Annotated in this window: 23 protein-coding genes; 2 read left to right on the forward strand and 21 right to left on the reverse strand. The window is 63.0% G+C overall.

Features of this window, described 5'->3' with window-relative positions; genetic code table 11:
* Nucleotides 1-41: 41 nt before the first annotated feature.
* Nucleotides 42-839, reverse strand: coding sequence for a transporter substrate-binding domain-containing protein (locus J1C48_RS01445; RefSeq protein ID WP_207255867.1), 798 nt, complete (start codon nt 837-839; stop codon nt 42-44).
* 237 nt (nt 840-1,076) lie between these two features.
* Nucleotides 1,077-2,000 (reverse strand): mechanosensitive ion channel family protein, encoded by a 924-nt coding sequence (locus tag J1C48_RS01450; RefSeq protein WP_207255868.1) that lies wholly within the window; start codon nt 1,998-2,000, stop codon nt 1,077-1,079.
* Between the two features lie 274 nt (nt 2,001-2,274).
* Here J1C48_RS01450 and leuB point away from each other — a divergent pair, with 274 nt between their 5' ends.
* Entirely contained in the window at nt 2,275-3,390 is a 1,116-nt protein-coding gene (gene leuB, locus J1C48_RS01455) for a 3-isopropylmalate dehydrogenase (protein ID WP_207255869.1), read from the forward strand.
* Between the two features lie 49 nt (nt 3,391-3,439).
* Here leuB and J1C48_RS01460 read toward each other — a convergent pair whose 3' ends face one another.
* On the reverse strand, nt 3,440-3,844 hold the full coding sequence (locus J1C48_RS01460; RefSeq protein ID WP_207255870.1) for a hypothetical protein: 405 nt from the start codon (nt 3,842-3,844) through the stop codon (nt 3,440-3,442).
* 281 nt (nt 3,845-4,125) lie between these two features.
* Here J1C48_RS01460 and J1C48_RS01465 point away from each other — a divergent pair, with 281 nt between their 5' ends.
* Nucleotides 4,126-4,455, forward strand: coding sequence for a hypothetical protein (locus J1C48_RS01465; protein ID WP_207255871.1), 330 nt, complete (start codon nt 4,126-4,128; stop codon nt 4,453-4,455).
* A 61-nt stretch (nt 4,456-4,516) separates the two neighbouring features.
* Here J1C48_RS01465 and J1C48_RS01470 read toward each other — a convergent pair whose 3' ends face one another.
* The 18 genes from J1C48_RS01470 to J1C48_RS01555 all read right to left on the reverse strand — a co-directional run bounded on the left by J1C48_RS01470 (nt 4,517) and on the right by J1C48_RS01555 (nt 22,112).
* Complete coding sequence (locus J1C48_RS01470) at nt 4,517-5,035, reverse strand: hypothetical protein (protein ID WP_207255872.1); 519 nt, start codon at nt 5,033-5,035, stop codon at nt 4,517-4,519.
* A gap of 4 nt (nt 5,036-5,039) precedes the next feature.
* Entirely contained in the window at nt 5,040-5,387 is a 348-nt protein-coding gene (locus J1C48_RS01475) for a hypothetical protein (RefSeq protein ID WP_207255873.1), read from the reverse strand.
* A 42-nt stretch (nt 5,388-5,429) separates the two neighbouring features.
* Nucleotides 5,430-5,963, reverse strand: coding sequence for a rod-binding protein (locus tag J1C48_RS01480; protein WP_207255874.1), 534 nt, complete (start codon nt 5,961-5,963; stop codon nt 5,430-5,432).
* A 59-nt stretch (nt 5,964-6,022) separates the two neighbouring features.
* Nucleotides 6,023-6,430, reverse strand: coding sequence for a hypothetical protein (locus J1C48_RS01485; protein WP_207255875.1), 408 nt, complete (start codon nt 6,428-6,430; stop codon nt 6,023-6,025).
* Entirely contained in the window at nt 6,427-7,182 is a 756-nt protein-coding gene (locus J1C48_RS01490) for a flagellar biosynthetic protein FliR (RefSeq protein ID WP_207255876.1), read from the reverse strand. Before J1C48_RS01490 ends, J1C48_RS01485 begins: the two co-directional genes overlap by 4 nt.
* The gene (flhA, locus tag J1C48_RS01495) at nt 7,179-9,290 is read right to left on the reverse strand and encodes a flagellar biosynthesis protein FlhA (protein ID WP_207256115.1); all 2,112 of its coding nucleotides are present in this window, start codon (nt 9,288-9,290) and stop codon (nt 7,179-7,181) included. The genes J1C48_RS01490 and flhA overlap by 4 nt, the downstream gene beginning before the upstream one ends.
* Before the next feature lie 277 nt (nt 9,291-9,567).
* Complete coding sequence (locus tag J1C48_RS01500; protein WP_207255877.1) at nt 9,568-9,840, reverse strand: flagellar biosynthetic protein FliQ; 273 nt, start codon at nt 9,838-9,840, stop codon at nt 9,568-9,570.
* A 2-nt stretch (nt 9,841-9,842) separates the two neighbouring features.
* On the reverse strand, nt 9,843-10,256 hold the full coding sequence (gene flgD, locus J1C48_RS01505; protein WP_207255878.1) for a flagellar hook assembly protein FlgD: 414 nt from the start codon (nt 10,254-10,256) through the stop codon (nt 9,843-9,845).
* Nucleotide 10,257: 1 nt separating this feature from the next.
* On the reverse strand, nt 10,258-10,701 hold the full coding sequence (gene flbT, locus J1C48_RS01510) for a flagellar biosynthesis repressor FlbT (RefSeq protein WP_207256116.1): 444 nt from the start codon (nt 10,699-10,701) through the stop codon (nt 10,258-10,260).
* Nucleotides 10,702-10,712: 11 nt separating this feature from the next.
* A complete protein-coding gene (gene flaF, locus J1C48_RS01515) occupies nt 10,713-11,060 on the reverse strand; it encodes a flagellar biosynthesis regulator FlaF (RefSeq protein WP_207255879.1) in 348 nt (115 codons plus the stop codon).
* A gap of 227 nt (nt 11,061-11,287) precedes the next feature.
* A complete protein-coding gene (locus J1C48_RS01520) occupies nt 11,288-12,370 on the reverse strand; it encodes a flagellar hook-associated family protein (protein ID WP_207255880.1) in 1,083 nt (360 codons plus the stop codon).
* Nucleotides 12,371-12,381: 11 nt separating this feature from the next.
* Nucleotides 12,382-13,830, reverse strand: coding sequence for a flagellar hook-associated protein FlgK (gene flgK, locus J1C48_RS01525; RefSeq protein ID WP_207255881.1), 1,449 nt, complete (start codon nt 13,828-13,830; stop codon nt 12,382-12,384).
* Nucleotides 13,831-13,868: 38 nt separating this feature from the next.
* Complete coding sequence (locus J1C48_RS01530) at nt 13,869-15,053, reverse strand: flagellar hook protein FlgE (RefSeq protein WP_255679387.1); 1,185 nt, start codon at nt 15,051-15,053, stop codon at nt 13,869-13,871.
* A 166-nt stretch (nt 15,054-15,219) separates the two neighbouring features.
* Nucleotides 15,220-15,891, reverse strand: coding sequence for a response regulator transcription factor (locus J1C48_RS01535; RefSeq protein WP_207255883.1), 672 nt, complete (start codon nt 15,889-15,891; stop codon nt 15,220-15,222).
* Nucleotides 15,892-16,247: 356 nt separating this feature from the next.
* Nucleotides 16,248-18,548, reverse strand: a complete 2,301-nt coding sequence (fliK, locus tag J1C48_RS01540; RefSeq protein ID WP_207255884.1) for a flagellar hook-length control protein FliK — start codon at nt 18,546-18,548, stop codon at nt 16,248-16,250.
* Nucleotides 18,545-19,981, reverse strand: coding sequence for a hypothetical protein (locus J1C48_RS01545; protein ID WP_207255885.1), 1,437 nt, complete (start codon nt 19,979-19,981; stop codon nt 18,545-18,547). Before J1C48_RS01545 ends, fliK begins: the two co-directional genes overlap by 4 nt.
* Nucleotides 19,978-21,276, reverse strand: coding sequence for a MotB family protein (locus J1C48_RS01550; protein WP_207255886.1), 1,299 nt, complete (start codon nt 21,274-21,276; stop codon nt 19,978-19,980). The genes J1C48_RS01545 and J1C48_RS01550 overlap by 4 nt, the downstream gene beginning before the upstream one ends.
* Nucleotides 21,273-22,112 carry a hypothetical protein gene (locus J1C48_RS01555; protein ID WP_207255887.1) on the reverse strand — a complete coding sequence of 280 codons (840 nt, stop codon included), beginning with the start codon at nt 22,110-22,112 and terminating at the stop codon, nt 21,273-21,275. Before J1C48_RS01555 ends, J1C48_RS01550 begins: the two co-directional genes overlap by 4 nt.

Consider the following 22,112-nt stretch of genomic DNA (forward strand, 5'->3'; position numbering starts at 1 on the left):
CGATCGCGCGCGGCACGCGCCAAGAGCGCTTCACGATGTGGTTAAAGATCCTTCGGCAGCTTCGCGCCGAGCCACTTTTCGCTGACCTTGTCGAGCGAGCCGTCCTTCTTCGCCTCGGCGATGATCTCGTTCACCTTCGCCATCAGCTTCGGCTCGCCCTTCGATAGGCCGACATAGCAGGGCGAATTCTTCATCAGGAACAAGGAATCCGGCTGGCGCGGCGGATTGCGCTTCAAAATCGCAGCCGCAACGACGTTGCCGGTGGCGACCACGTCGACCTGATTGGACAGGAAGGCCGAGATCGTGCCGTTGTTATCCTCATAACGCTTGATGGTCGCATCCTTCGGCGCGATCTTTGACAGCTGCAGATCCTCGACCGAGCCCCGGGTCACGCCGACGATCTTGCCGGAAAGATCCGCCGGCTTGGCGATACCGCTGTCCTTCGGGCCGAAGACGCCGTTGAAGAAGGGCGCATAAGCGTCGGAAAAGTCGATCACCTTCTCACGGTCGGGATTTTTGCCGAGGCTGGAGATGACGAGATCGACCTTGTTGGTCTGCAGGTAGGGAATGCGGTTGGTGCTGGTGACCGGAACGAGTTGAAGCTTCACGCCCATCTTGCCGGCGACGAGTTCGGCCATATCGATGTCATAGCCCTGCGGGCTCATATCGGCTCCAACACTGCCGAAGGGCGGAAAGTCCTGGGGCACGGCCACCCGCAGCGTCCCACGCTGCAGAATGCCGGCCAGACCGTCGGCCAGAGCGGGCGAAACCGTGACAGCCGCGGTCAGGGCGAGTGCTGCTGCCGCGATGCGGGCGACGAAATTCCGGCGGTTCATCATGATCCTTTCAAACTCACACGTCACGGCCACGCGACCGCGACAAGGCAGGCGTAGCATGGTTCATGCCAGTTTGATGACGGATTGTTGTCGGTTGGAACGGCCCACTGTCCCGCATTGCCCCCGAGAGATGGTCTGCCGTCCGTGCGCTGCAGGCATGCGCGATGACGCCGGCCACAGATTGCCGACTTCATAGACGAAATGAATATTTTCTCAGCTGATAAACGAAGAAAAGGGGCTTTAGGCGGCCCTCGCCGCCGTGCCGCGGCCCTTGTGTTGCCCATCGCGCAGCTGCCGGGCGAGTTCCGACAGCATCGCCTCGGCGCCAGCCGGGCGCCCCTCCCGCGCAACGGCTCCAATCGCGAGTTCGTCGAGCACAGTGCGCAGGATCGTCTGCTCGATCCCGCGGGCATCCTTGACGAGGCAGTAGATCATCACATGGAACTGCAGCTTGCCGAGATCGCTGGTCGTCACCGAGACTTCGGTCGTCGGCCCGGCGGTATCGAATCCCGCCTTGCGCGCCGCGTACTGATGGAAGCGCGCCGCAAGCTCACGATCAGCGCCAAGCGCGTTCTCTGCCGCCGTCTCAAGGGCGGCGATCACCCGGCCCGGCGCCTGGGGATGCTCGAGAGTCAGGATGAAGCGATGCGGCGCGTAATGCCGCGGTTGCGCTTCGACGCGCACGACGCCGGTGAGCAGCACCGAATTCGGCAGCATCACGGTTCGGCCGGTGCCGGACGCGCCCAAGGCGTGCGACGGCAATTCGGCGATAGTCGTTGAAAACAGACCGTGATCGATCACCTCGCCATGGATGCCGCCAAGCTCGATCCGGTCGCCGACCTTGAACAGATGGCCGCCGAAGCGCAGCATCGAGCCCGCCGCGCACATGATCAGCTCCTTGGTGGCGACGACGAAAGCGACGAGAACCGCCGTCAAGGACAGCATCATGTCCTGAATCTCGGACAGCCATATCGCCAGCAGCCCGACGGCGAGGATGACGTTGCCAATCGCCCGGATGGTGAACTTGCGCCGCCGCATCGTCGCCGGATCGGCCCGCCGGGTGAACACGGCCTCGGCCACGAGGCGCGTGGCGAACAGCAGGGCGACGAGCACCAGCGTGACGGTCAGATTGTCGGCGATGCGCGACGGAATAAACAGATGCAACGGTCAAACTCCCACCTGGCACCGGCGCACGGGGCGCCCGTCCAAGGCGGTCTCAGGGCAGGACAAACGATCGAAACGAGGCCCTATTTGACGCCGATAGCGTTAAGCGAAGCTTGATCGATTATGGTCATTTCGAGGAGTTTTGGCGGCGGGCGCACCGGCCATCGCCGAGAGCTCAATGCACCCGGTGGCGTTGTTGCAAAGCCCGGCAGCAAACTCTATGCCAGCGTTCGTCACATGACCTGATCCTCAGTCCCAACCATTGAGAGCCCCCATGGCATCGCGCAAGCTCCTCCTTCTTCCCGGCGACGGCATCGGCACCGAAATCATGGTCGAGGTCGAGAAGCAGATCGGCGTTCTGAACACGGTCTTGGACGCCGGCTTCGAAACCGAGACAGCTCTGGTCGGCGGCGCCGCCTTCGATACGGAAGGCGCCCCGGTCTCCGAGGCGACCATGTCTCTCGCCCAGGCCGCCGATGCGGTCTTGTTCGGCGCTGTCGGCGGGCCGAAGTGGGACGGCGTCGGTTACGACAAACGCCCTGAGGCTGGGCTCCTGCGGCTGCGCAAGGAGATGGAGCTGTTCGCCAATCTCAGGCCCGCCATCTGCTATCCGGCGCTCGCCGATGCCTCCTCGCTGAAGCGCGAGATCATCGAAGGCCTCGACATCCTGATCGTGCGCGAACTCACCGGCGGCGTCTATTTCGGCGAGCCAAAGGAGATCATCGATCTCGGCAACGGCCAGAAACGGGCGATCGACACCCAGGTCTACGAGACATACGAAATCGAGCGCATCGCCAGGGCCGCCTTCGACCTCGCCAAGACCCGCCGCGGCAAGGTCACGTCGATGGAAAAGCGCAACGTGATGAAGTCGGGCGTGTTCTGGAACGAGGTCGTCACCCGCGTCCACAAGGACGAATATGCCGAGATGACGCTCGAACATGAGCTTGCCGATGCCGGCGGCATGAAGCTGGTCAGGGCGCCCAAGCAGTTCGACGTCATCGTCACCGACAATCTGTTCGGCGACATGCTGTCCGACATCGCGGCGATGCTGACCGGCTCGCTCGGCATGCTGCCCTCCGCCTCGCTCGGCGCGATCGACGCCAAGACCGGCAAGCGCAAAGCGCTCTACGAGCCGGTCCATGGGTCGGCACCGGACATCGCCGGCACGGGCAAGGCCAATCCGTTGGCGATGATCGCCTCGTTCGCCATGGGCCTGCGCTACTCGTTCGAGATGATCCCGGAGGCCGACGCTCTGGAGGCCGCCATTGCCGAAACGCTTCAAGCAGGCATCCGTACCGGTGACGTCATGGCTGCGGGTTGCCGGCACGTCGGCACCACCGCCATGGGCGATGCCGTCGCCGAGCGCTTCAAGGCGAAGCTCACCGGCTGATCAAAGCTTGTCTGTGATCGGGCCGCCGGTTCATCCACGGCCCGAGAACTTAATGCGGGACGCCGACGAGGGTCGCCTTTTCGGCCTTGACGATACCGCCGTGATCGTTGGGCTCGATGGCGAGGATCTTGCCGAGCCCCGGCACCTCGGTGCCGACCTCGACCCGCCACAGCTCACCAGGCGAAGCGAGATGGGCTTCGTCACCAAACACCATCACGATTGAAAAGTCCTTCGGCTTCAGCGTCCAGGGCCGGACGATCTTCGGCACAGGGAGCGCGGCGACCGGCGGCGATTCGATGGTGTCGTCGGCCTTGCTGGTCGAGCCGACAGCGATCGGATCGATATCGGCATCGGCCATTTGCTGCATCAGCAGGCGGTCGAAATAGCCGGGATTGATGTAGGAAATCGTCGTAACCACCGAGAAGAAGCCGATGGACAGGACGAATAGGCACATCGAAAGCGCCTTGATCAACCGGTCCGACTTCGCCGCGGCGTCGCGTTCGGCAGAAGCGGAGCGGGGTGGATGAAGCAACCTAGCGGTCGCGTTGACGGACGACATGAAACGACCTCGGACTGGACTTGAGCGACTGGAGGCCGCCTCATGCCCCTCCATGTCTTCAACCATCGCAGCCGCAGGTTAATCTTTTCTCGCTAGACCGCTCTTCATTCGTCGCCCTGCCCTGGCGGCGCGCCGATTTATCCGACAGTTCGCCGCTCAGACTCGAGGAATGCCACATGGGATGGTTCGCAGACGACAACCGCGTCTATCCGCGACGGCGCACCCGGCTGCGACCAGTCAAGATCGCCGGCATGTCGCGCCAATTCCTCGACGAGGGAACGCTCTACGACCTTTCGAAGGGCGGCGCTCGCATCCGCCGCATCGGCGATCGCCCGCTGCCCAGGCGTTTCCTGCTGCTCGACGAGGTCGAACTGAAATTCTGGCAAGTGGCGTTGGTCTGGGAGAGCGGGCGCGAGGCGGGTGTGCGGTTCATCGGCAGCGAGATAAAGCCCACCCGCGCCGAGACCCTGCGCCTCACCGGTCGATATTACGCGCTGACCGATTGAGCCCGCCGGCGGCGGCGATCCGGACCATGGCTCGATCGCGCCTGCCCGCCGCTCCACGCTGTCAGTGTGCCGGCGCCCCAATCTTGACGACGGACGCCGGATTCTCGCCGGCCCCGGCCCCGGCGCCGCGGGCATCCTTCTTGGCGATATAGTCGAACTGCTCGACCATCAGCTCATGCACGAGCTTCATGCCATAGCGCTTGTTGACCGCGTCGCGAATGCCGTCGGTCAGGGCTTTCAGGTCGAACTTCTCGGGATGGTCGAAGTCGAAATTGTCGGTCGAATAGAGCCGGCGGAACACTTCGTCGAGGATAAACGGATCCGGCGGCACCTTGAGCTTGTTCCCGATCGTGCCATCGATCGTGTAGACGAAGCGGGCGAGAATATAGCCCTTGATCGTCTCGTCGGAAATCATCGGAATAGTGACGCTGTCGGTCGAGCGATAGTCGAGCCCATCGAAATAGGTCGGCGCCTTTTTCTCCGCGGCAACCGGGGTCGGTGCGAACAGCGCGCTCATGAGATAGCTCGAGCCGAGCGCGACGAGGGCCGCCCAGACACCCACTCCGATGAGCTTGATCACGGCTTCAGCCTCGACGCAGGACGGCAGTGGTGTAGGTGCCGTCGGAATCGGCGGCGGCGATCGTCTTGGCGATCACACTGCCGATCTCGTTGCTGGCCTTGACGTGCAGATCGAGGACCCGTTGATTCTCGTTCAGCGCCGCCTTGAGGCTGCGCAGACGCGTCTCGATCCGGGGATCGACCTCGGCCTGGCCGGCAAGCGATCGCGACAGCCGGCTGAACTCCAGAAGGCAGTAGTTCTTGCGGCTGGTCAGCTCGGCCAGCGGCTCGCTGATCTGGCCGCGCAGCGCGTCGATCTCGAGCGCGAGGATCGCCTCCAATCGTTCCGCCGCCTTATCGATAACCTGATACATGTCTGCCGTCCCTTTTTCTTCCCATGCGCCCGCCGGAGCGCGTCACAGGCGATTCTTGTCGGATCCCGTCGCCAGCCCAGCCTCGGTGTTTCGTTCGCCGTTCAGGGCGTCGACACCGCGGACACCTTCGGCGCGATGATGCGGGGTGCCGGTGTGAATGCCTTCCTTCTTGGCAATGACATCGGCGATGCCGATACCGCCGGAGGCGGCGATTTCCTTGCCGATCTGATCGGCCAGCATCGAGCGCCAGATCTCGCCGGCCGTGCCCTTGCCGAAAAAGCCCGAGGATTTGTCCGGCAGCATCGATTCGACGAAGCTGCGCAGAACGAAGCCCTCGAACTGCTCGAGCGGTCCGACCTTGCGGGCCTCATGCTTGACGAGCGGATGGATCGCCGCAGGCGCGCTCGTCGCCGCGCTCTCGTCCGTGGCTTTCGCGGTGTCGAGGGCCGCGGCAAAACTCGCCGCCGCGCTCTTTTCCGCCGCGCCGGTCTTGCGCTCGCTCGCCTTCGTCAAGGCCTGGGTCTTGGCCTGGGCAAGCGCCGCGAGCTTGAGCGAAAAATCGGTGTTGATCGTCATGATGCGCTGGACACCGCGAATTTCTGATGAGCCGTCCCATCGGTTCTATTGCGTCCGGCTTATTCGAAGCTTGATGCCGTTCGGGCAAGGAAGGCATCGATGCTGGCGTCGCGCTGCTCGGCCTCGGCCTCGGCGCCCGCTTCGCGCTTGGTGCGATCGCGCACCTTCTCGATGCTCTTTTCCACCCGCCGCACGTCTCGCAAGCGGGCCTCGACAGCGCTTTCCTCCGCCACCGCCTTTTGCCGCTCGGTCTCGTTGCGCCGCAAGTTGTTGACCTTCGCGCCGAGAAACAAGCCATGCAACGCATTGCCGATATCGAGGCTCGCCAAGATCTCGGCGTCGCTTTTTTCCAAAGCCGCGCGCTGCTCGCGCAGCTGGCCGATCCGCCACTCTTCCAAGAGCCGCTTTTGCGCCTGGACCTTGAGAATGCGGTTCAGCCTCTTCACACGGTCGGCCGCGTCACTCATCCGTTCAACACCCAGTTCTGGAAGGCCTGCATGAAGATCGTCAGGAAATCGCCGATCGTATAGCCGAACAGCACCACGCCGCCGGCTAGAACAAACGGCAGCGAGATGAAGTAGACCGGGATTGTCGGTGTCAGTTTGTTGGCCAGGCCGATGGCGAAGTTGACGACCACCGCGTAGAGGATGAACGGGCTGGAGATCCGCAGGCAGAGCATGAAGGTGTCCGACAGCTTGTCGGTGACGGCGATCAGGCTCGCCCGCGGCACAAAGCCGATCGAGGGGGAAAGCGAACTGTAGGAGGCAACGAGCGCCCGGGCGATCTCGGCATGCAGGTTGAGCACGAAGATCAGCGTCGTCGCCGTGAGCGTGATCAGCGAGGTGATCGCGGCGGATTGCTCGTGATCCTCGATCGCCAAGCCGAGCGACTGTCCCATGCCGATCGAGTTGGCGACGACGTGGCCGGCAAAGTTCAACGCCAGCATGAAGATGCGCCCCAACATGCCGATGAAAAAGCCGATCATCGCCTCGGAGAAGATCAGATGAAGCTGGGTCGCGTCATTGCCGTTGCGCACCAGCGGCTCGACGAAGGGCAGCACCGTCGGCGCCAGCGCCATCGAGACGGCAAAGGACAAAAACAGGCGGATCTGCGGCGGGATACGGGCCGACGAAATGCCCGGCAACACCATCAGGCAGGCCCCGACCCGACAAAAAATCAGGAACAGCGACAAAACGATATCGGGCAGATCGCCGATCACGAGATCGAACCGATCGGCCGGATATCGACACCGCGCGCGATCTCCACATGGCTGAGCACCGGCAGGTTGACGAAGATCCGCTCGATCATCATCCGCACATAAGGCCGCGCATCCGGCGCCGAGACGAGGACGAAGGACTCGCCTTGATCCATCTTCGCGCGGATCACCGTCGTCGCCTCGCCGGCGAACTGTTCCACCAGCCGCGGATCGATGTCGAATTCGACCACATCGCCCTTGGCGTCGCGCTTCAGCGCCTGATGGAAAGCGAGATCCCACTGATTGCCGAGCCGCAAGACCGAGAGCTTGCCATTGTGCAGGAGGTCACCGCAGATCTGCTGGGCCATCCGCATGCGCACATGCTCGACGATCTGCTCGGAGCGGCGCACATGCGGCGCGATTTCGGCGATGGCTTCGAGGATCAGATTGAGATTGCGGATCGAGACGCGCTCGGCGAGCAGCAGTTTGAGCACCGCCTGCAAGCCCGAATAGGACATGTGCGTCGGGATGATCTCGTCGATCAGGCGCTTGTATTCGCTCTCCAACCGATCGAGCAGCGTGCGCATGTCCTTGTAGGACAGAAGCTGCGCCAGATTGTTGCGAATCACCTCGGACAGATGGGTGAGGACGATCGACAAGGTATCGATCGGCTCGAAACCCTGGCGCTTCAGCTCCGATGCGAAGCTCTCCGACACCCAGGCGGCGCGCATGCCGAAGGCTGGCTCCTTGGTCACATCGTGCGGCACGTCCGGGCCGGGCGCATCGCCAAGCACGATCATGATTTCGCCGAGGCGCAGTGGCTGCGCGGCGATCGTCGTGCCATGGATCCTGATCTGATAGGATTTCGGCTCGATGGTCAGATCGTCCGACAGCTTGATTTCCGGGACCACGAAGCCGTAGCGCGAGGCAAAGCGCTTGCGCATCTTCTGCACCCGCCGACCGAGTTCCTCGCGCTTGGCCATCATGTGGGCGGCGGTCTGCTTGCCGAGCACCAGCTCGATCTCGACGATCTTCAGCGATTCCTTGACCGAGTCCTTCTCCACCTCGGCGGCGAGCTGGCTCTCGGCCGCCTTCTTGGCGGCGGCCGCCTCCTCTTCCTGGCGGCGCTTCTTGGGCACGGTCCAGGCGACGAAGGCCATCAGCGCGCCGGTGCAGAAGAACGGCAGGAAGGGGAGGCCCGGCAGCAGGGCGAGAATGCCCATCAGTCCGGCGGCGAGCGACAAGGCCTTCGGATAATAGCCGAGCTGGCCGAGCACCGCGGTCTGAGCCGCGCCGCGCGTGCCGCCCTTGGAGACCAAAAGACCGGCCGCCAGCGAGACGATCAGCGCCGGAATCTGCGAGACCAGGCCGTCGCCGACCGACAGCTTGGTGAAGACGTCGGCGGCGGAGCTGGCATCCATCCCGTAGCGGGTGATACCGATGACGATGCCGCCGAAGACGTTGACGGCGGTGATGATCAGGCCGGCGATCGCGTCGCCGCGCACGAATTTCGACGCACCGTCCATCGAACCGAAGAAGGAACTTTCCTCTTCGAGTTCCTTGCGGCGGCGCTGGGATTCCTTCTCATCGATCAGGCCGGCGGATAGATCCGCATCGATCGCCATCTGCTTGCCGGGGATCGCATCGAGGGTGAAGCGCGCGCCGACCTCGGCGATACGCGTTGCACCCTTGGTGATGACGAGGAAGTTCACCGTGATCAAAATGACGAAGACGATGATGCCGATGAAGAAGTCGCCGCCCATGACGAATTGCGAAAAGCCGCCGATCACGTGACCGGCAGCGTTCACACCTTCATGGCCCTGGGACAGAATCATGCGGGTCGTCGCGATATTGAGCGACAGGCGCAGCATGGTGGCGAGCAGCAGGACGGTCGGAAAGGCCGAAAATTCCAGCGGCTTTTGGATCCACAAGGCGACCATCAGGATCAGGATCGACAGGGCCACCGAGAAGGACAGGCCGATATCGATCAGAAACGGCGGAATCGGAATGAACAGGATCGTCAGGATCAGGACGACCGCCACCGCAAAGCCGATTTCGCGATTGCTCGCGTTCCTCGCCTGGCTGCTGTTCTGCGGACCAGGCAGTCCCGGCTTGAGAATGTCGACGGCCATCATGCCACCCAATCGGCTCTTTGAACGCTTCTGAAGCCCCCGCCGCTCGCACGGATTCGACGCTTCGATCCCTTGATTTTCTGCGTCGGCGCGATCGAACATCGCGTTCGCGCCGCCCACCAATGCCGAGCCGCGCGTGGCATGCGCGTCCTCACGAACACTCGTCGCAAATCAAGATTGCTTCAGGCTGGTCGCAGGCGGCGAAACGACGACGCCCGCCCGCCACGGCGGTGGCGGACGGGCGCGATCGATGCGCAGAGAAACGACGGCCGAGCCGTCAGCGGTCGAAGCCGGTCTCGATGCGGGAATAGGATTCTTTCGTGAAGGCGTAGACTTGCGCACCGGTGAAAGACGCGGTCATCGCGATCACCACGAAGATCGCGAGGATCTTCGGGACGAAGGTGAGCGTCACCTCCTGGATCTGGGTCAGTGCCTGGAACAGCGCGATGACGACGCCGACGCCCATCGCCGCGGCGACCGCCGGCCCGCAGGCCACGACAATCGTCCAGACCGCGGACTGAACGATGGTGATTGCCTCAGCCTCGTTCATCGTCAGTACACCTCGGTTCCCGACCCCAGCGTCACGGTGTCACCGTTCTTCAGCACCGCCTCGATGCCCGACGAGCCCGCCTTGACGCCGGCGACGACGCCGCCGTTGCTGCCATCCGCCGCAACCACCGTCCGGCCGATCAGCGAATTGGCCTGGGTAAGCGCCGAAACCGCCATCATCGAATCGAGCTTGGCGTTGGTCTTGATCGACTGCTCGACCGAGGAGAAAGTGGCGAACTGCGCCACATACTGGGTCGAATCAGTGGGGTTGAGCGGATCCTGATTGGACATCTCGGCAACCAGCAGCTTGAGGAACGAGTTGTAGTCCATCTGCGGACCGGCGGTAGTGCTACCACTGCCCGCAGTGCCACTCGTTGCACTCGCTTGCTGCGTCGCCGACACCGGGGATACGGTCATCTCACGCTCCCGCCGCCATGCGAACCGGCGGCTCGAACTTGGTGATGCCGCCCGGTGCGTTGTTGATCTCGCCGAGAATGTGATCCTCGATCGGAATCATCGAGCGGATCCGCTTCAGCGCCTCGAAGCTGCGGCCGCGGCCGATCAGCTCTTCGACTTCAAGCAAACCGTCGATGATGTCGCGGTTGCTGTAGGTCTTCAGCATGGCCGGATGGGCCTTGTCGAACAGCTGCATTGCCGCCCCGATGCTGTTGGGATCCATCAGCATCATTTGGACGATGAAATAGAGCTGCCGCATCGGAGTGCGGGCATGCTCGGCCTGCATGACGTGGCTTTCCAGGAGAAAGGTGACGTCATTGAGGAACTCCAAAGTCGTCTTCCGATCGACCTTGAGGACGGCGCCGTTGACGAAGATGCGTTCACCGGCACGAAGAGAAATGCGCAAAGTTGACATGGTCAATTCAGTCCGTCGCGGATCAGAGTGGTGATTTCGATGATGCCTGAAAAATTCGTCGACCGGCCAAGACGGATCGCTTCCGCCTCGCGCATGATCCAGAGCCCGATCGAAATCAGTTCGGCGCGCAGCGTCTCCGGCAGGCCGTTTTCGGCGCTGGACAGATCCTCGACAAGGATCGCCCAGAGGCTGCGTGTCATGTAGATCGCCTCGATCGCATCACGGGATCGCGGGCCGTTCTTCTCCGCGCGCTTCAGAAGATCGATCGAGTGATCGAGCGCCTGCCGCTCGCGTTCGCGTGCGTTGATCTCCGTGTCCTCAGAGATTTCCGCATAGGAGAACTGATACATTCCTACCCCTTGATCCTACCCGCGCAGTGGCCTTCGGCCTTGACATGCGGGCTCGTTTCAAACCGTTGATCGGCTGCGGAGCGGCGCCGACATGGTGCCCTCCGGTCGTTGGTGACTGCGGCGCTCGGGAAAACGCCGGCGAAAGTTTCATGCGGCCGGGCCAGAGCCCGGCAGGCGATCGCGGGCAGATGCCCGACGCTCGCTCATCTCCGTCGTCGCCAGACGGCTCAGAGGTAGTTCAGCAAGCTGAGCCGCGAGATCCGCGCGGTCAGCGAATAAGACGTCTCCAGCAGGGTCTGCAGGCCGGTCACCCGCGTGCTCGCCTCGTACGGATCCACATCCTCGAGATTCGAGATCGACATGGTCAAAACGGTCTTGCGCGCATCCAAACCCTGATTGGCCTGATCGACACGATTCTGATTGCCACCAACCTCCGCCTGGAGCTGGGTCAACTGGCTGAGCCCCTTGCTCAGAGTTTCGATCGCCCGGCTTGTGAGAAGCTGGCGTGCGCCTTCCTGCATCTTGTCGGCGCCCAGATCGGACAGCATCACGTAAGCCTTGGCGATGTTGCGAAACGCTTCCTGGTTCGACGAATAGGACGTCTTCACCGATTCACTGTCGCTGATGCGCGCGGTGACCGTGTTGTCGTCGGCATTCGACCAATTGGTCGTCCAGCCGCCGCCGGCACCGGTCGAAAACAGGTTCTCGAACGGACCGTCGAGGAACGACTTGAGGTCCGCCTCGGAAATATTGGCGACGCCAGAATCGCTCTGGGAGATACCGAAGGCCGACGAGAACGCCGCAGCGGTCGCATCCTGGGCCGTCGATCCGTCGAAATAGGTCTTCACGCTATTGCCGGCCGCCGTCTTGAAGCTGATCGCGGATTTGTCGGTCGCAGCGCCCGAGAACAAGAAGCGGGAGCCCGACGAGCTGTTCAAGGCGCCCATGAAGGACTGCAGACTGGCCATCGCCTGCTGCTCGTTGGCGGCAATCCCCGGCTCGTTGGTGCCGTTGGCGATGAGCGAGGAGAGAAATTTGTTGCCGGTGTCAGCGACCGATTTCAGCGCGTCCTGCATGATCGAAAAGCGCTGCGAGACGATGGCGTTGGTGTCGCGTTGACGCTCGACGCTCTCCTGCTCGGAGCGCAGCGAGATCGACTGGTTGGTGCGCAGACCAAGCGCCAGGCCGACATCCGCGAGACGGCCGGTGGTCGCCTGCTTCTGCATGATTGCCAGCTCCTGCTGAATCTTGGAGACGGCGGTGCGTGGTGCAGACAGCAGCGAATAATTGGAAATCAGGAAGTTGGTCATTTCACGCCGCCTCAGGTGATCTTGAGGATCGAATCGATCATGTCGCCGACGGTGGAAATCAGTTTGCCCGACGCCTGGTAGGACCGTTCGAGGTCGAGGAGGTGCGACATCTCCTCGTCGATATTGATGCCGGTGACGTTGGAAAGGGCTTCCTTCGCCCGGGACTGGACGGTTTCCTGATATTCGGCGTCGTTGTGGGCGGTGGAGCGCTTGTCCTCGAGCCAACCGACCGAGGCGGCGATATAATTGCCGATCGTGCCCGAATCGCCGGCGCCATAGCTGCCATCGAAGGTCTGCTCGGCGTCGAGACCGTCGGTCAAATCGTTCAGCCGACCGGCAAAACCCGCCGTACCGTCCGTGTTGTAGACAATGCCCTGGCCGGAAATATTGCCGTCGCGAAGCAGGTTCGGATCGGCGACCGCGGCTGACGACACCCGCAACAAGCCGGCGAAGCCGGTCTTCGAGGTGATCGTCGAAAGATCGGTGCTGGAGCCGTCAGCCTTGACCGAGAACAGGCCGGAATAGCTGGCGCCGCTCGAATCGGTTTCCGAAAAGGCTTTGACCAGCGCGTTGGCGGTCTCGTCGAGCTGGCCCTGGAAGGCGACAGCGGTGTTGTCGCGCAGATTGAGCAGGCCGTAGATGGTGCCGCTTTTGACCGGCATACCGGCGGACGAGCCGGCGACATCGACGCCATCGATCTTGAAACTGTTGCCGGTGACCGTCGCGTCGTAATTCGACTTCGGTGTGAATTCGACCTGCCGCGCCGTCGTCTCGAAAAGCGTGATGCCCGAATCGGTGTAGAGCGTCATGTCGTTGCCAGCGCGGACCTGGACGTTCAGGCCGACATAGTTCGATAACTGATCGACGATCTGATCGCGGCGATCGACCTGGTCGGTCACGTCCTGGCCGGTGGCGGTGCCCGCCACGATTTGACCATTGAGCTTTTCGAATTGCTTGAGCAAGCTGTTCATCTGGCTCGCCGCATCGGCGAGTTGTGTGTCGGCGTCGGAACGCGCCTTCTGCACCGCCGTGGTCGCCGAGTTGAGGCTTGTGGCAAGATCGGACGCGGCATTGATCGCTGCGCGAGCGGCTTGCGGATCCTCCGGCGTCACCGCATATTGCTCCAACGCCGCCTTCAGTTTGGAAAGGCGGGTGGCCGGCGACAGGATCGAGTCGGTGTCACCAATGACGTCGCGGATCGAATCGAGGGCGCCCTTGGTCGCCTGTGACGCGCCGAGTGCCGAATTGGCCGAGGTCAAAGCGCGAAACAGCGCCTGATTGCTCGACTGCGACACCGATTGGATCGAGACCCCGCCATAGTTCGGGGACGTCAGATTGGCATATTTCCGCGTGGCAGAGGTGTTCTGGGCATTCGCGACATTGCGCGAGACCAGAGCCGACTGCTGCGAAACGGTGGCCAGCGACGACCGGGCACTGTTGAAGGCAGAAAGAAGCGACATCTCAATTCATTCCGTTCGAAGGCGACGCGATCGATCGATCAGCGCTTCAGATTGATCAGAACGTCGAGGATTTCCGAGCCGGTCTGGAAGACCTTCGAGTTGGCGCTGTAGGAGCGCTGCGACTCGATCATGTTGGTCAGCTCGCTGGCGAGATCGACGTTGGAGTTTTCGACCGCATTCGAGACGACACTGCCGAAGCCGTTGGAGCCAGGCACACCGTATTCGACATTGCCGGACTGCAAGGTCGCCGAATAGACGTTGCCGGGGCCGGCCTGAAGCTGATCCGGGCTGTTGAAGCGGGCCAGATTGAGCTTGTAGAGCTGGACCGTCGAGCCGTCCGCCATGACACCGATGATGCCGGTCGAGTCACCGGTGTCGGCGATCGAGAAACTCTGGAAGTAGCCGGCCGGGTTGCCATCCTTCGAGACCTTGGCCGAAAAGTCGGAATTGTACTCGGTGAGCGAACCGAAATCGACCGCTACCGTGTTACCGGTGCCGAGGGTGATGTTCATCGTGCCCGGATTGCCGGTCGTCGTCGGCAGACCGTTCGTCCCGTCGAAGGTGACCGTTGACGACGTGGTCGTGGTGCCGTCGCTGAGATCGAGCGACCACTGGTTGGCCGCCGTCTTGGTCATCGTCATCGTCAAGGTCTTGGCCGTGCCGACCGCGTCATAGACCTGGATCGACGTCGTCTTCTGATCGCCGACATTTGCAGTGACTGGGAACTGCAGATCGAGCTTGGCGCCGGTAGTCGGCGTCGGCGCGACAATCTCACCGACCGGCAATTCGACCGGTCCGGTCACGCCGGTCTTGGCATCGGTGCCGGTGAGGCGATAACCGGCTGAATTGACAAGATAGGTGGTCGAGCCGTTCGCACCGGTCTCGGTGCGGCGCACGAAAGAGCCGGCGCGGGTGTAGAATTCGCGGCCGGACTGATCCTGAACGACGAAGAAGCCGTCACCGGAGATCGCGGCGTCTGTCGACGAAGAGGTCGAGGCGATCGAGCCCTGTTCGCTGACGGTCTGGCGTACCTGCGTCTTGACCGTGCCGGAATTGTAGTCGCCGGCGCCGGGACTGGAGAGCACCAGGGAGGAGAATTCCGCCTCGCTGCGCTTATAGCCGTTCGTGCCGGAATTCGAGATGTTGTCCGAAATGACAGACAGGCGGTTGGCCTGCGCGTTCATTCCCGAAACGCTCGTTCTGAAAACGCCGTTGATGCTCATTCCGCAAGGCTCCGCAACCGATCGATTTCCGTAACGGATAGGCCGGCAAGCTTGTGCCTAGCTGTTTCGGTTGGCCAATTTCAGCCGAAATCAACAAAACAAAAGCGCCTCACCGAAATAAATCGACAAGGCGCCTATGGTTAATACTTTCGAAATAATTTGACGATTACTCTACGCCGATGCCGTACCCAAGGTAACGCTTCGACGACACGGGGTCGTATCCAAGGCGCATTTTCAGCTTCTTACGCAACTTCGAGATGTGGCTTTCGATCACGTTTTCTTCGACGTTCTCGTCGAAGATGCCGTAGATGGCGTTGAACAGCTGCTGCTTCGACACCCGGCGGCCGCGATTGGCGACCAGATACTCGAGAATGCGACGCTCGCGGCGCGGTAAAGCCATCGACTTGCCGGCGACTTCGGCGTCGCGGCCGTCCTGATAGACGCAGATCTCGCCGACGACGGTGCGCGTCACTTCAGCGTTTTCCCGCCGGCGGATGGCGCCGACCCGAGCGAGGATTTCCTTGACATGCACCGGTTTGGCGACGACGTCATCGACACCGGCTGCGAAGAGGTCGAGCGTACCGTCAAGATTGCGGCTCTCGGAAAGCGCGATCATCGGGGCCGTCGAGCGCGACCGGATCACCCTCGGGCAGCCTGCACGATCGTCGAAATCGCCCAGGAGGAAAGCCTCGACCGCCGAGAGATCCGCCTCGGGAGCCGTTTCGACCCAGTCGCGAAACTCGCTCGCTCCAAACGTTGCAGTGGACACGCCTTCCCGTGCAAAAAGAGACTGATATCCACTCGTGACCAGTTCACGATTGTCAACCACTACGATCATTTTACCGCTCCGTCCGCCGCCGCGTTGTTGGTAAAAAAAACGTAACCTGACGCGAGTCTTACTCCAATCCTCAAATTTAGTGGTCTGTTAACCATGACTTAACAGATTTTATCCAAATGACTGATTTATATCGATAAATTTTTTGAAAACGATGCCGTCGCCGCGCTGATTATGAATCCGCATGCGTCGATTTTCAGAAAATTTGCGCGAATTGAACCATCGGAAACAGGCCTCGAGGTTCCGTTCGTGAGCGCGCCGCGTGTCTGACAGGACGCCTGACGGACGCTCACTCCGATTGTTTCAACGCATCGTGCTTGCCGAAAGGTGATTCCGATTTTCGGCCCGATGCTGCCGTCTCAGAGATAGACGAACGGCTCAGTATCGGCCTCGGACGCCATATCAGCGAACTCGAGCGGCAACCCGCGCCCTCCGGCGCGTTGCAGCTCGCGTCGGCGGCTCGTGCCGGTGGAAGCGGTGTCGTTCGAGCCCCTGCCGTCGCGGATTTGGTCAACGCTGCCGTCCGTCGCGGCCAAGGTGATGCTCGCCTCGTCGACATTGAAGCCGGCCGATTTCAGCAAGGTCGTCAGCCCTTCGGTGTCGTCCTTGAGCCGCAGCGCCGTTTCGGGCTCGCTCGTCTCGATATGAACGGCGAGATTGCCCTCGATCAGCTTCAAGGTCACGTTGACTTTGCCCAGTTGCTCCGGCGAGAGTTGGATCTGGATCGTCTTCAAGGCGGCACCGCCCGCCCGCATGCGGGTTCGGCTGGCAGGATCGGCGCTGCTCGCGCCAGGCCCCATCTCAGCCAAGGCCGCGGCGACCGCATCGACAACCTGGCGGCCGGCCGAAGCCTGTGGCGCGGCTGCCGCGGCTGCAGCAGCCGCCGTGGTCGCCTGCGCGGCGCGGCTCTGGCTCATCTGTTGGGCGGCAATGGTCTCGGCCTGCTGGTCGGGCCGCGGGTTCAAATCGGCGCGAAGATCGGTGGCGATGCCCTTAGACCTCGCGCCGACGCTTTGGTGGTGCGGAGATTGCTCTGCCACAAGGGACCGCGCGGCGGCCATCGCCTTGCTCGGAAGACGCGTTGCAGGCATCGGCGTCGCGCCGGAGGGCCGGCCGTCGTTCGACACCGCCGACGCGGACGGCATATCCGCCGTCGACCCAGACCAGACGGACCGGCTCGCATCGCGGCGGGACGCCAATGCGGCCGACGCTTTCGACTGCCCAGAATGCGAGCGCCGCTCGCTGCCCGAGCCACGCTCGCCACCGTTGCCGCCGGAGGTCGAAACATCGACCGACGCCTGCGCCTGGTCGGTTCCCGCCACGCTCTGCGGCATCGTCGGTCTCGTGTCTACCGGTGACGTCGAATGCGCAAGCGTCCGACCGAAGGCCGCCATGACGTCGCGCGGCGCCTTCGGTTCGGCCCGAGGCTGATCGGTCGCGGGCGTGGTGGCCGCGTCGCGGTTGGCCCGCCGGGTCGCCGGCTCAAAATCCGTCCGCATCGAGACCAGATCAACCTTCGCCGCCAGGCCCGGCGTCGAAATCCGGGTCGAGGCTGCCGCAGCTGTTGCAGCGCTGGCCGAAGCCGCGCTCATCGCGTGGCCCGTAGCCGACGCCGAGGAGGCGTTGGAGCCGGCATTGGCGTTATCCGTCTTCAGCCGCGCCGGATCGATCGCGGCGTCGCGGTGGTCGTGCTGCTTGGCCGTCGAAGGGCTCGCCCCATCGGCCGCCTTCGTCGAATCGCTTGCGCCGGTCAGGCCTTTGCCGGCCGTCCCCAGCGCGGCGGCAAGAGCGCCCTCAGGTTTGGCCTTTCTCGCCTCGGAGTCTTCGCCGGTCGTTTTGCCCTGGCTCACCGCTTCCGCCACCTTGTCGTTGGTGGATTCGGGAACGATCTGATAGGTCACGCCGAAACTACCGAGGATGGCCACCAGCTTGGCGTCCGGGGCCACCGGCCGCGACGGCGGCGCGGCATCCTTGTCCTTGACCGGTTCGGCGATCGCCTGGCCACGACCGACGGTGACGATGATCCGACCGGAATGGCGGCGCGTGGGGACCGCCGCCGGATCCACTTCACCCGGCAGCAGGAGGCCAAGCTCCTTGGCGTTGTTTTCAGCCGACAGAGGCTCTTCGATCTTGATGTGCGGGGCCGCAGCCTTGGCCGCACCCGCGAGCTGCGGATCGTTTTCCGCCGTGACCGGCGCAAACAGCGAGCGGCGGATCGGCCGGCCCGCGGCGTCAAGACGCAACGTCTCGGCCGCGAGCTCCGCCTTCTTCTCCTCGACCTCTTGACCACCCGGGAGAGGCGTGAGGGTCTCGCCGGCGTCCGCCTCTGACTGCACAGCGGCTGTGTTGTGGCGAGCGGCGGCGACGGTGTCGCCCTTGCCCGCCAGCTTGGCGGCAAGTTGCGTGCTGCGGTCCGCGATGACGGCGCTTGGCGCCTTGCCATCGGCTGTATTGGGATCCGGCCGGTCGCCACCATCGTCGGAAACGGCGGCCGCTTTGCTCGCCGTCTTCGAAGCGTCGCGCCCGTCCTTCGATGAGTGGGCCTCGCGCATCATTGCGCCGAAGCCCTTGCCCTCGTTTCCATCCTGCTCCCGGGACCCAGCCCCACGGGTGGACGGCACATTGGTGGTCTCGGAGACGAGACGCGCAGCAACGGTCATTTGCCCGATTCCTTCAAATCGCCGCGGACGGCGTTGAGCAGTTTATTTGCCCGATCGACGACAGCGGAATCGAACGCGGCTTCGCTCGCCGGCGCCGCATCCTTGTCCGTTCGACTGACGGCCATGAGTGGTTTGCGGATCTGGTTGAGAACGCCGAGCGCCGCGTCATAGAGCTTGCGATCGGCAGGATGCAGCTTGTCGCGATCGATCGACTGAAGCGAGGCCAGCATCTCCGCAGGATCGCGTTCGGTCAGGGTCGAGGCGGCGACGTAGAGACGGGCGCGCTGGCGGGCATAGTCGCTGAGATTGGCGTAGCCAAGCACCTTTTCACCCATCGCGCCGGCGAGCTTCATATTGCCGGCGATCAGCGAACGGCGACCGATCGACAGATAGATCATGATCTGCTGATCGGCGGGAATCCGCGCGACCGCGTCGGCGACTGTCGCCAGTGTCTTGTTCGCCTGAGAAGCCGGCCGCGCGACATAGATGGCCGAGAAGCGGGCGCGGAAGTTGCCGGCATAGATCGACTTGTCGTAGCGATCGAAATAGAGCCGGGCGTAGTTGTCCGCGCGGTCATGCTCGCCAAGCTGGTCGGCCAACACCATGGCCAGACGCAGGGCCGCTTCTTCCAACAGCGTGCCCGTCCCCTCCAACATCACCAGCCGAAGCCGCTCCAGCGCTTGTTTCGGATGCTCTTTTTCCAACAGCTGCGCCAGGGCCAGATTGACCTGCGCGCCGAGCCCGGGCTCCAAATGGGCAATATCGAGGCCCGACAGCAGCGTTTCCGCATCCTTCTGGCGGTTTTCGACATAAGCGAGCGCTCCCTTCAGAAGCGGCATCACCGACTCTGGCATCGCGTTTCTGGCGATGATCATCCGCAGTACCGAAGGTGGACCGCCGCTGAGAACGAAAAGCGCGGCCGCGCGCTGATTGCGCGGGTCTTTCCAAACGTCATTGCTGGCATGTTCGAAGGACGGGCCATACCACTGCAGAAGCCGCGCCTGCACCCGGTTGGCGGCCGGATTGCCGCGGGCCGCCTGATCCTGCAGAAACTGCAGCGACCGGATCACCTCATAGGGCTGCGGACCGCGAACCGGCACTGCCGGATGGCTGTTGGTCACATGGGCATCGTTCCCATGCCCCGCGGCATCGTTGCTCTCGGTCTCCGGGCTGCCAGCGCCGTCAGCCGGGGCATCGCCATGACCATCGGCCGCATCGGATGCTGTGCCGGGCATGGCGGTCTGAGGACCTTGATCGGGGGCATGCGCGAGGGGATCCTCGCCCATGCGCGCGTCCTCGCCGGCCTGACGGACCGCTTCGGCGGACGTGTCACTGGGGCCGGCGGAAGGAGCGTCCTTCGCGCGGGCCGGCGCGACCAGGACCAACACCGTCGCCACCAGCGCAAGAAGCCAGTCGAGACGGCGCCAGGTCATGACTTGGGCTCTCTGAGGAAGATTTCGATCCGCCGGTTGATCGCCGCTTCGGGATGCTTCGTGTCCTTCAATTCGCGGTCGGCAAAGCCTTCGATCGCTTTGACCCGGTTTTCGTCGAGCCCGCCGCGCACCAGCATGTAATAGGCCATGTGAGCGCGGGCGGTAGACAGACGCCAATTGTCATATTCGCCGTTGGAGAAGGGGCGGGCATCGGTATGGCCGCGAATGGTGATGTCGCCGGGCTGCTTGGCAATCACCGCCGCGATGCGGTCCATCATCCGGATGGCATCGGCCGTCGGCTTGGCCGATCCAATCGGGAACATGCCGCCCTTGATGTCGTCGGCGAGCGAAATGGTCACGCCGCCATCGCCGTCCTCGACCTGGATCTTGGAGGGGATGTGGTCGCCGAGATCGGCAAGTTTGGCGTCGATTTCGCTGCGCAACTTAGTGGCGAGGTCTGGCGCCATGCCAGACTTGGCCTTGGCCTTGTTGCCCGTGATCTTATCCTTGCCGTCCTCGGCCTTCCCCTTCGGATCCGTGCCTTTGCCGGAAGGCGCCCCCGCTTCGTCGCCGGCGTCCTTGTAGCCCTTCTTGTCTTTCTGATCGCCCTCGCCGACACCGGCGCCCTGCTCATCAACACCGGTGCCCTTCGGCCCCTTCGACGGATCGCTCATCGGATCTTCGGCCGGCAGAACGGCGGTGCGGAACTCGAGCGGCGGCACATCTTCGAGCCGGCCGCCGCTCTCGGTCATGTTGGGCGAGAGCTGCCAGGAATCCGGATCGAAGGGGTCGCGATAGGCTTCGCCGCCATTGAGGCCCGGCAGACCGGAGCCATCGGGCTTGCCGCTCATCTCGCCGTCGCCGTTCTTGTTGCTTTCCGACACGATCTCCGCGAGCACGGAATAGGGATCGCGGAAGATCGCCTTTTCCTCGCCGCCCTTCTCTTTGCCGGCGACGGGATTGCCGTGCGGGTCGCCGTTGGTCTTGGCCTCGCTCTCGCCATTGGTCGATTGTTCGCGGTCGGCGCCGTCATCCTTCTGCTTGATGCCGCGGGTTGCCGGTGACGGATCGTTGAGCTTGATCGGATTGAAATATTGGGCGACCTGCTTGCGGGTCGCCATGTCCGAAGAATTGGTCAGCCACATCACCAGGAAGAACGCCATCATCGCCGTCATGAAGTCGGCGAAGGCGATCTTCCAGGCACCGCCATGATGGCCGTCCTCACCATGCCCACCGCGGCGGACAATGATGATTTCCTGCTTTTCGAGGTGACCCGCTTCGGACTGCTCGCTCACTGAAGAGCCTCTTCAAGCGCGTTCTTCCAATCCGCGAGACGCGTCTCGAGCGTGGTCTGATCGCATTCGATGCGGATGTCGGTCATGGTCTCGTTGGCTTCGAAGGCGACGAAACCGCGCCGCTCCCCGAGCGCTTCGGCAAAGGCATCAAGGAGCAATGCCGGTCCGATGGCCTGCAGCGACAGGGCCCGCCCGTCAAGCGACAAGACCGCCACCGCCGCGGCAAGATCCTCGACGGTCTGGCGGATGCGCGCATCGATGGCAATCGGCTTGAGGACGCTGGCGAGCGAGGTGCGCAGCGCCGCCTCAATCCGTTCCAGCTTGTCGATAACCATCGCGCCGAGCTGATTGCCCTCTTCGGCGAGAACTTCGAGCCGCGTCGCGTTGACGGCCTCGGCTTTTTCGGCCTCGGCCCGTGCCCGTTCAGCGGCAACGGCTTCGGCCACCGCCACGGCGACGCGCGCCTCGGCCTCGGTCAGCGCCTCAGCGCGGCCGGCCTCTTGGCCCTCGGCGCGGGCGGCATCGAGATCCGCCTCGGTGATCGTCGTTGCCGCAGCGGTCAAATCCACCGTTGCCATGTCGGCATCGAAGCCGAAATCCGCGGCATCGAAATCGACCTCGTCCAGCGCTGCCTCGGCCTCACCCATTTCGGGAATGGCTTCGAACTGCAGAGGAACCGACTTCTTCTTTTTCGTCTTGGCCGGCGCGTCTGAGACGAGAGTCAAATGCTCGAAGCTCGGCTTCTTCTCGGGCTTCGGCTTGGCTGCCTTCAGGCTCTGGAACGGCCTGTCGCTCTCTTCGGGAAATTCCGTCAGATATTGTGCGAGAGAGATCAT

Origin of the sequence: Jiella flava, from assembly GCF_017349315.1 — a bacterium.
GTDB classification, from domain to species: Bacteria; Pseudomonadota; Alphaproteobacteria; order Rhizobiales; family Rhizobiaceae; genus Jiella; species Jiella flava.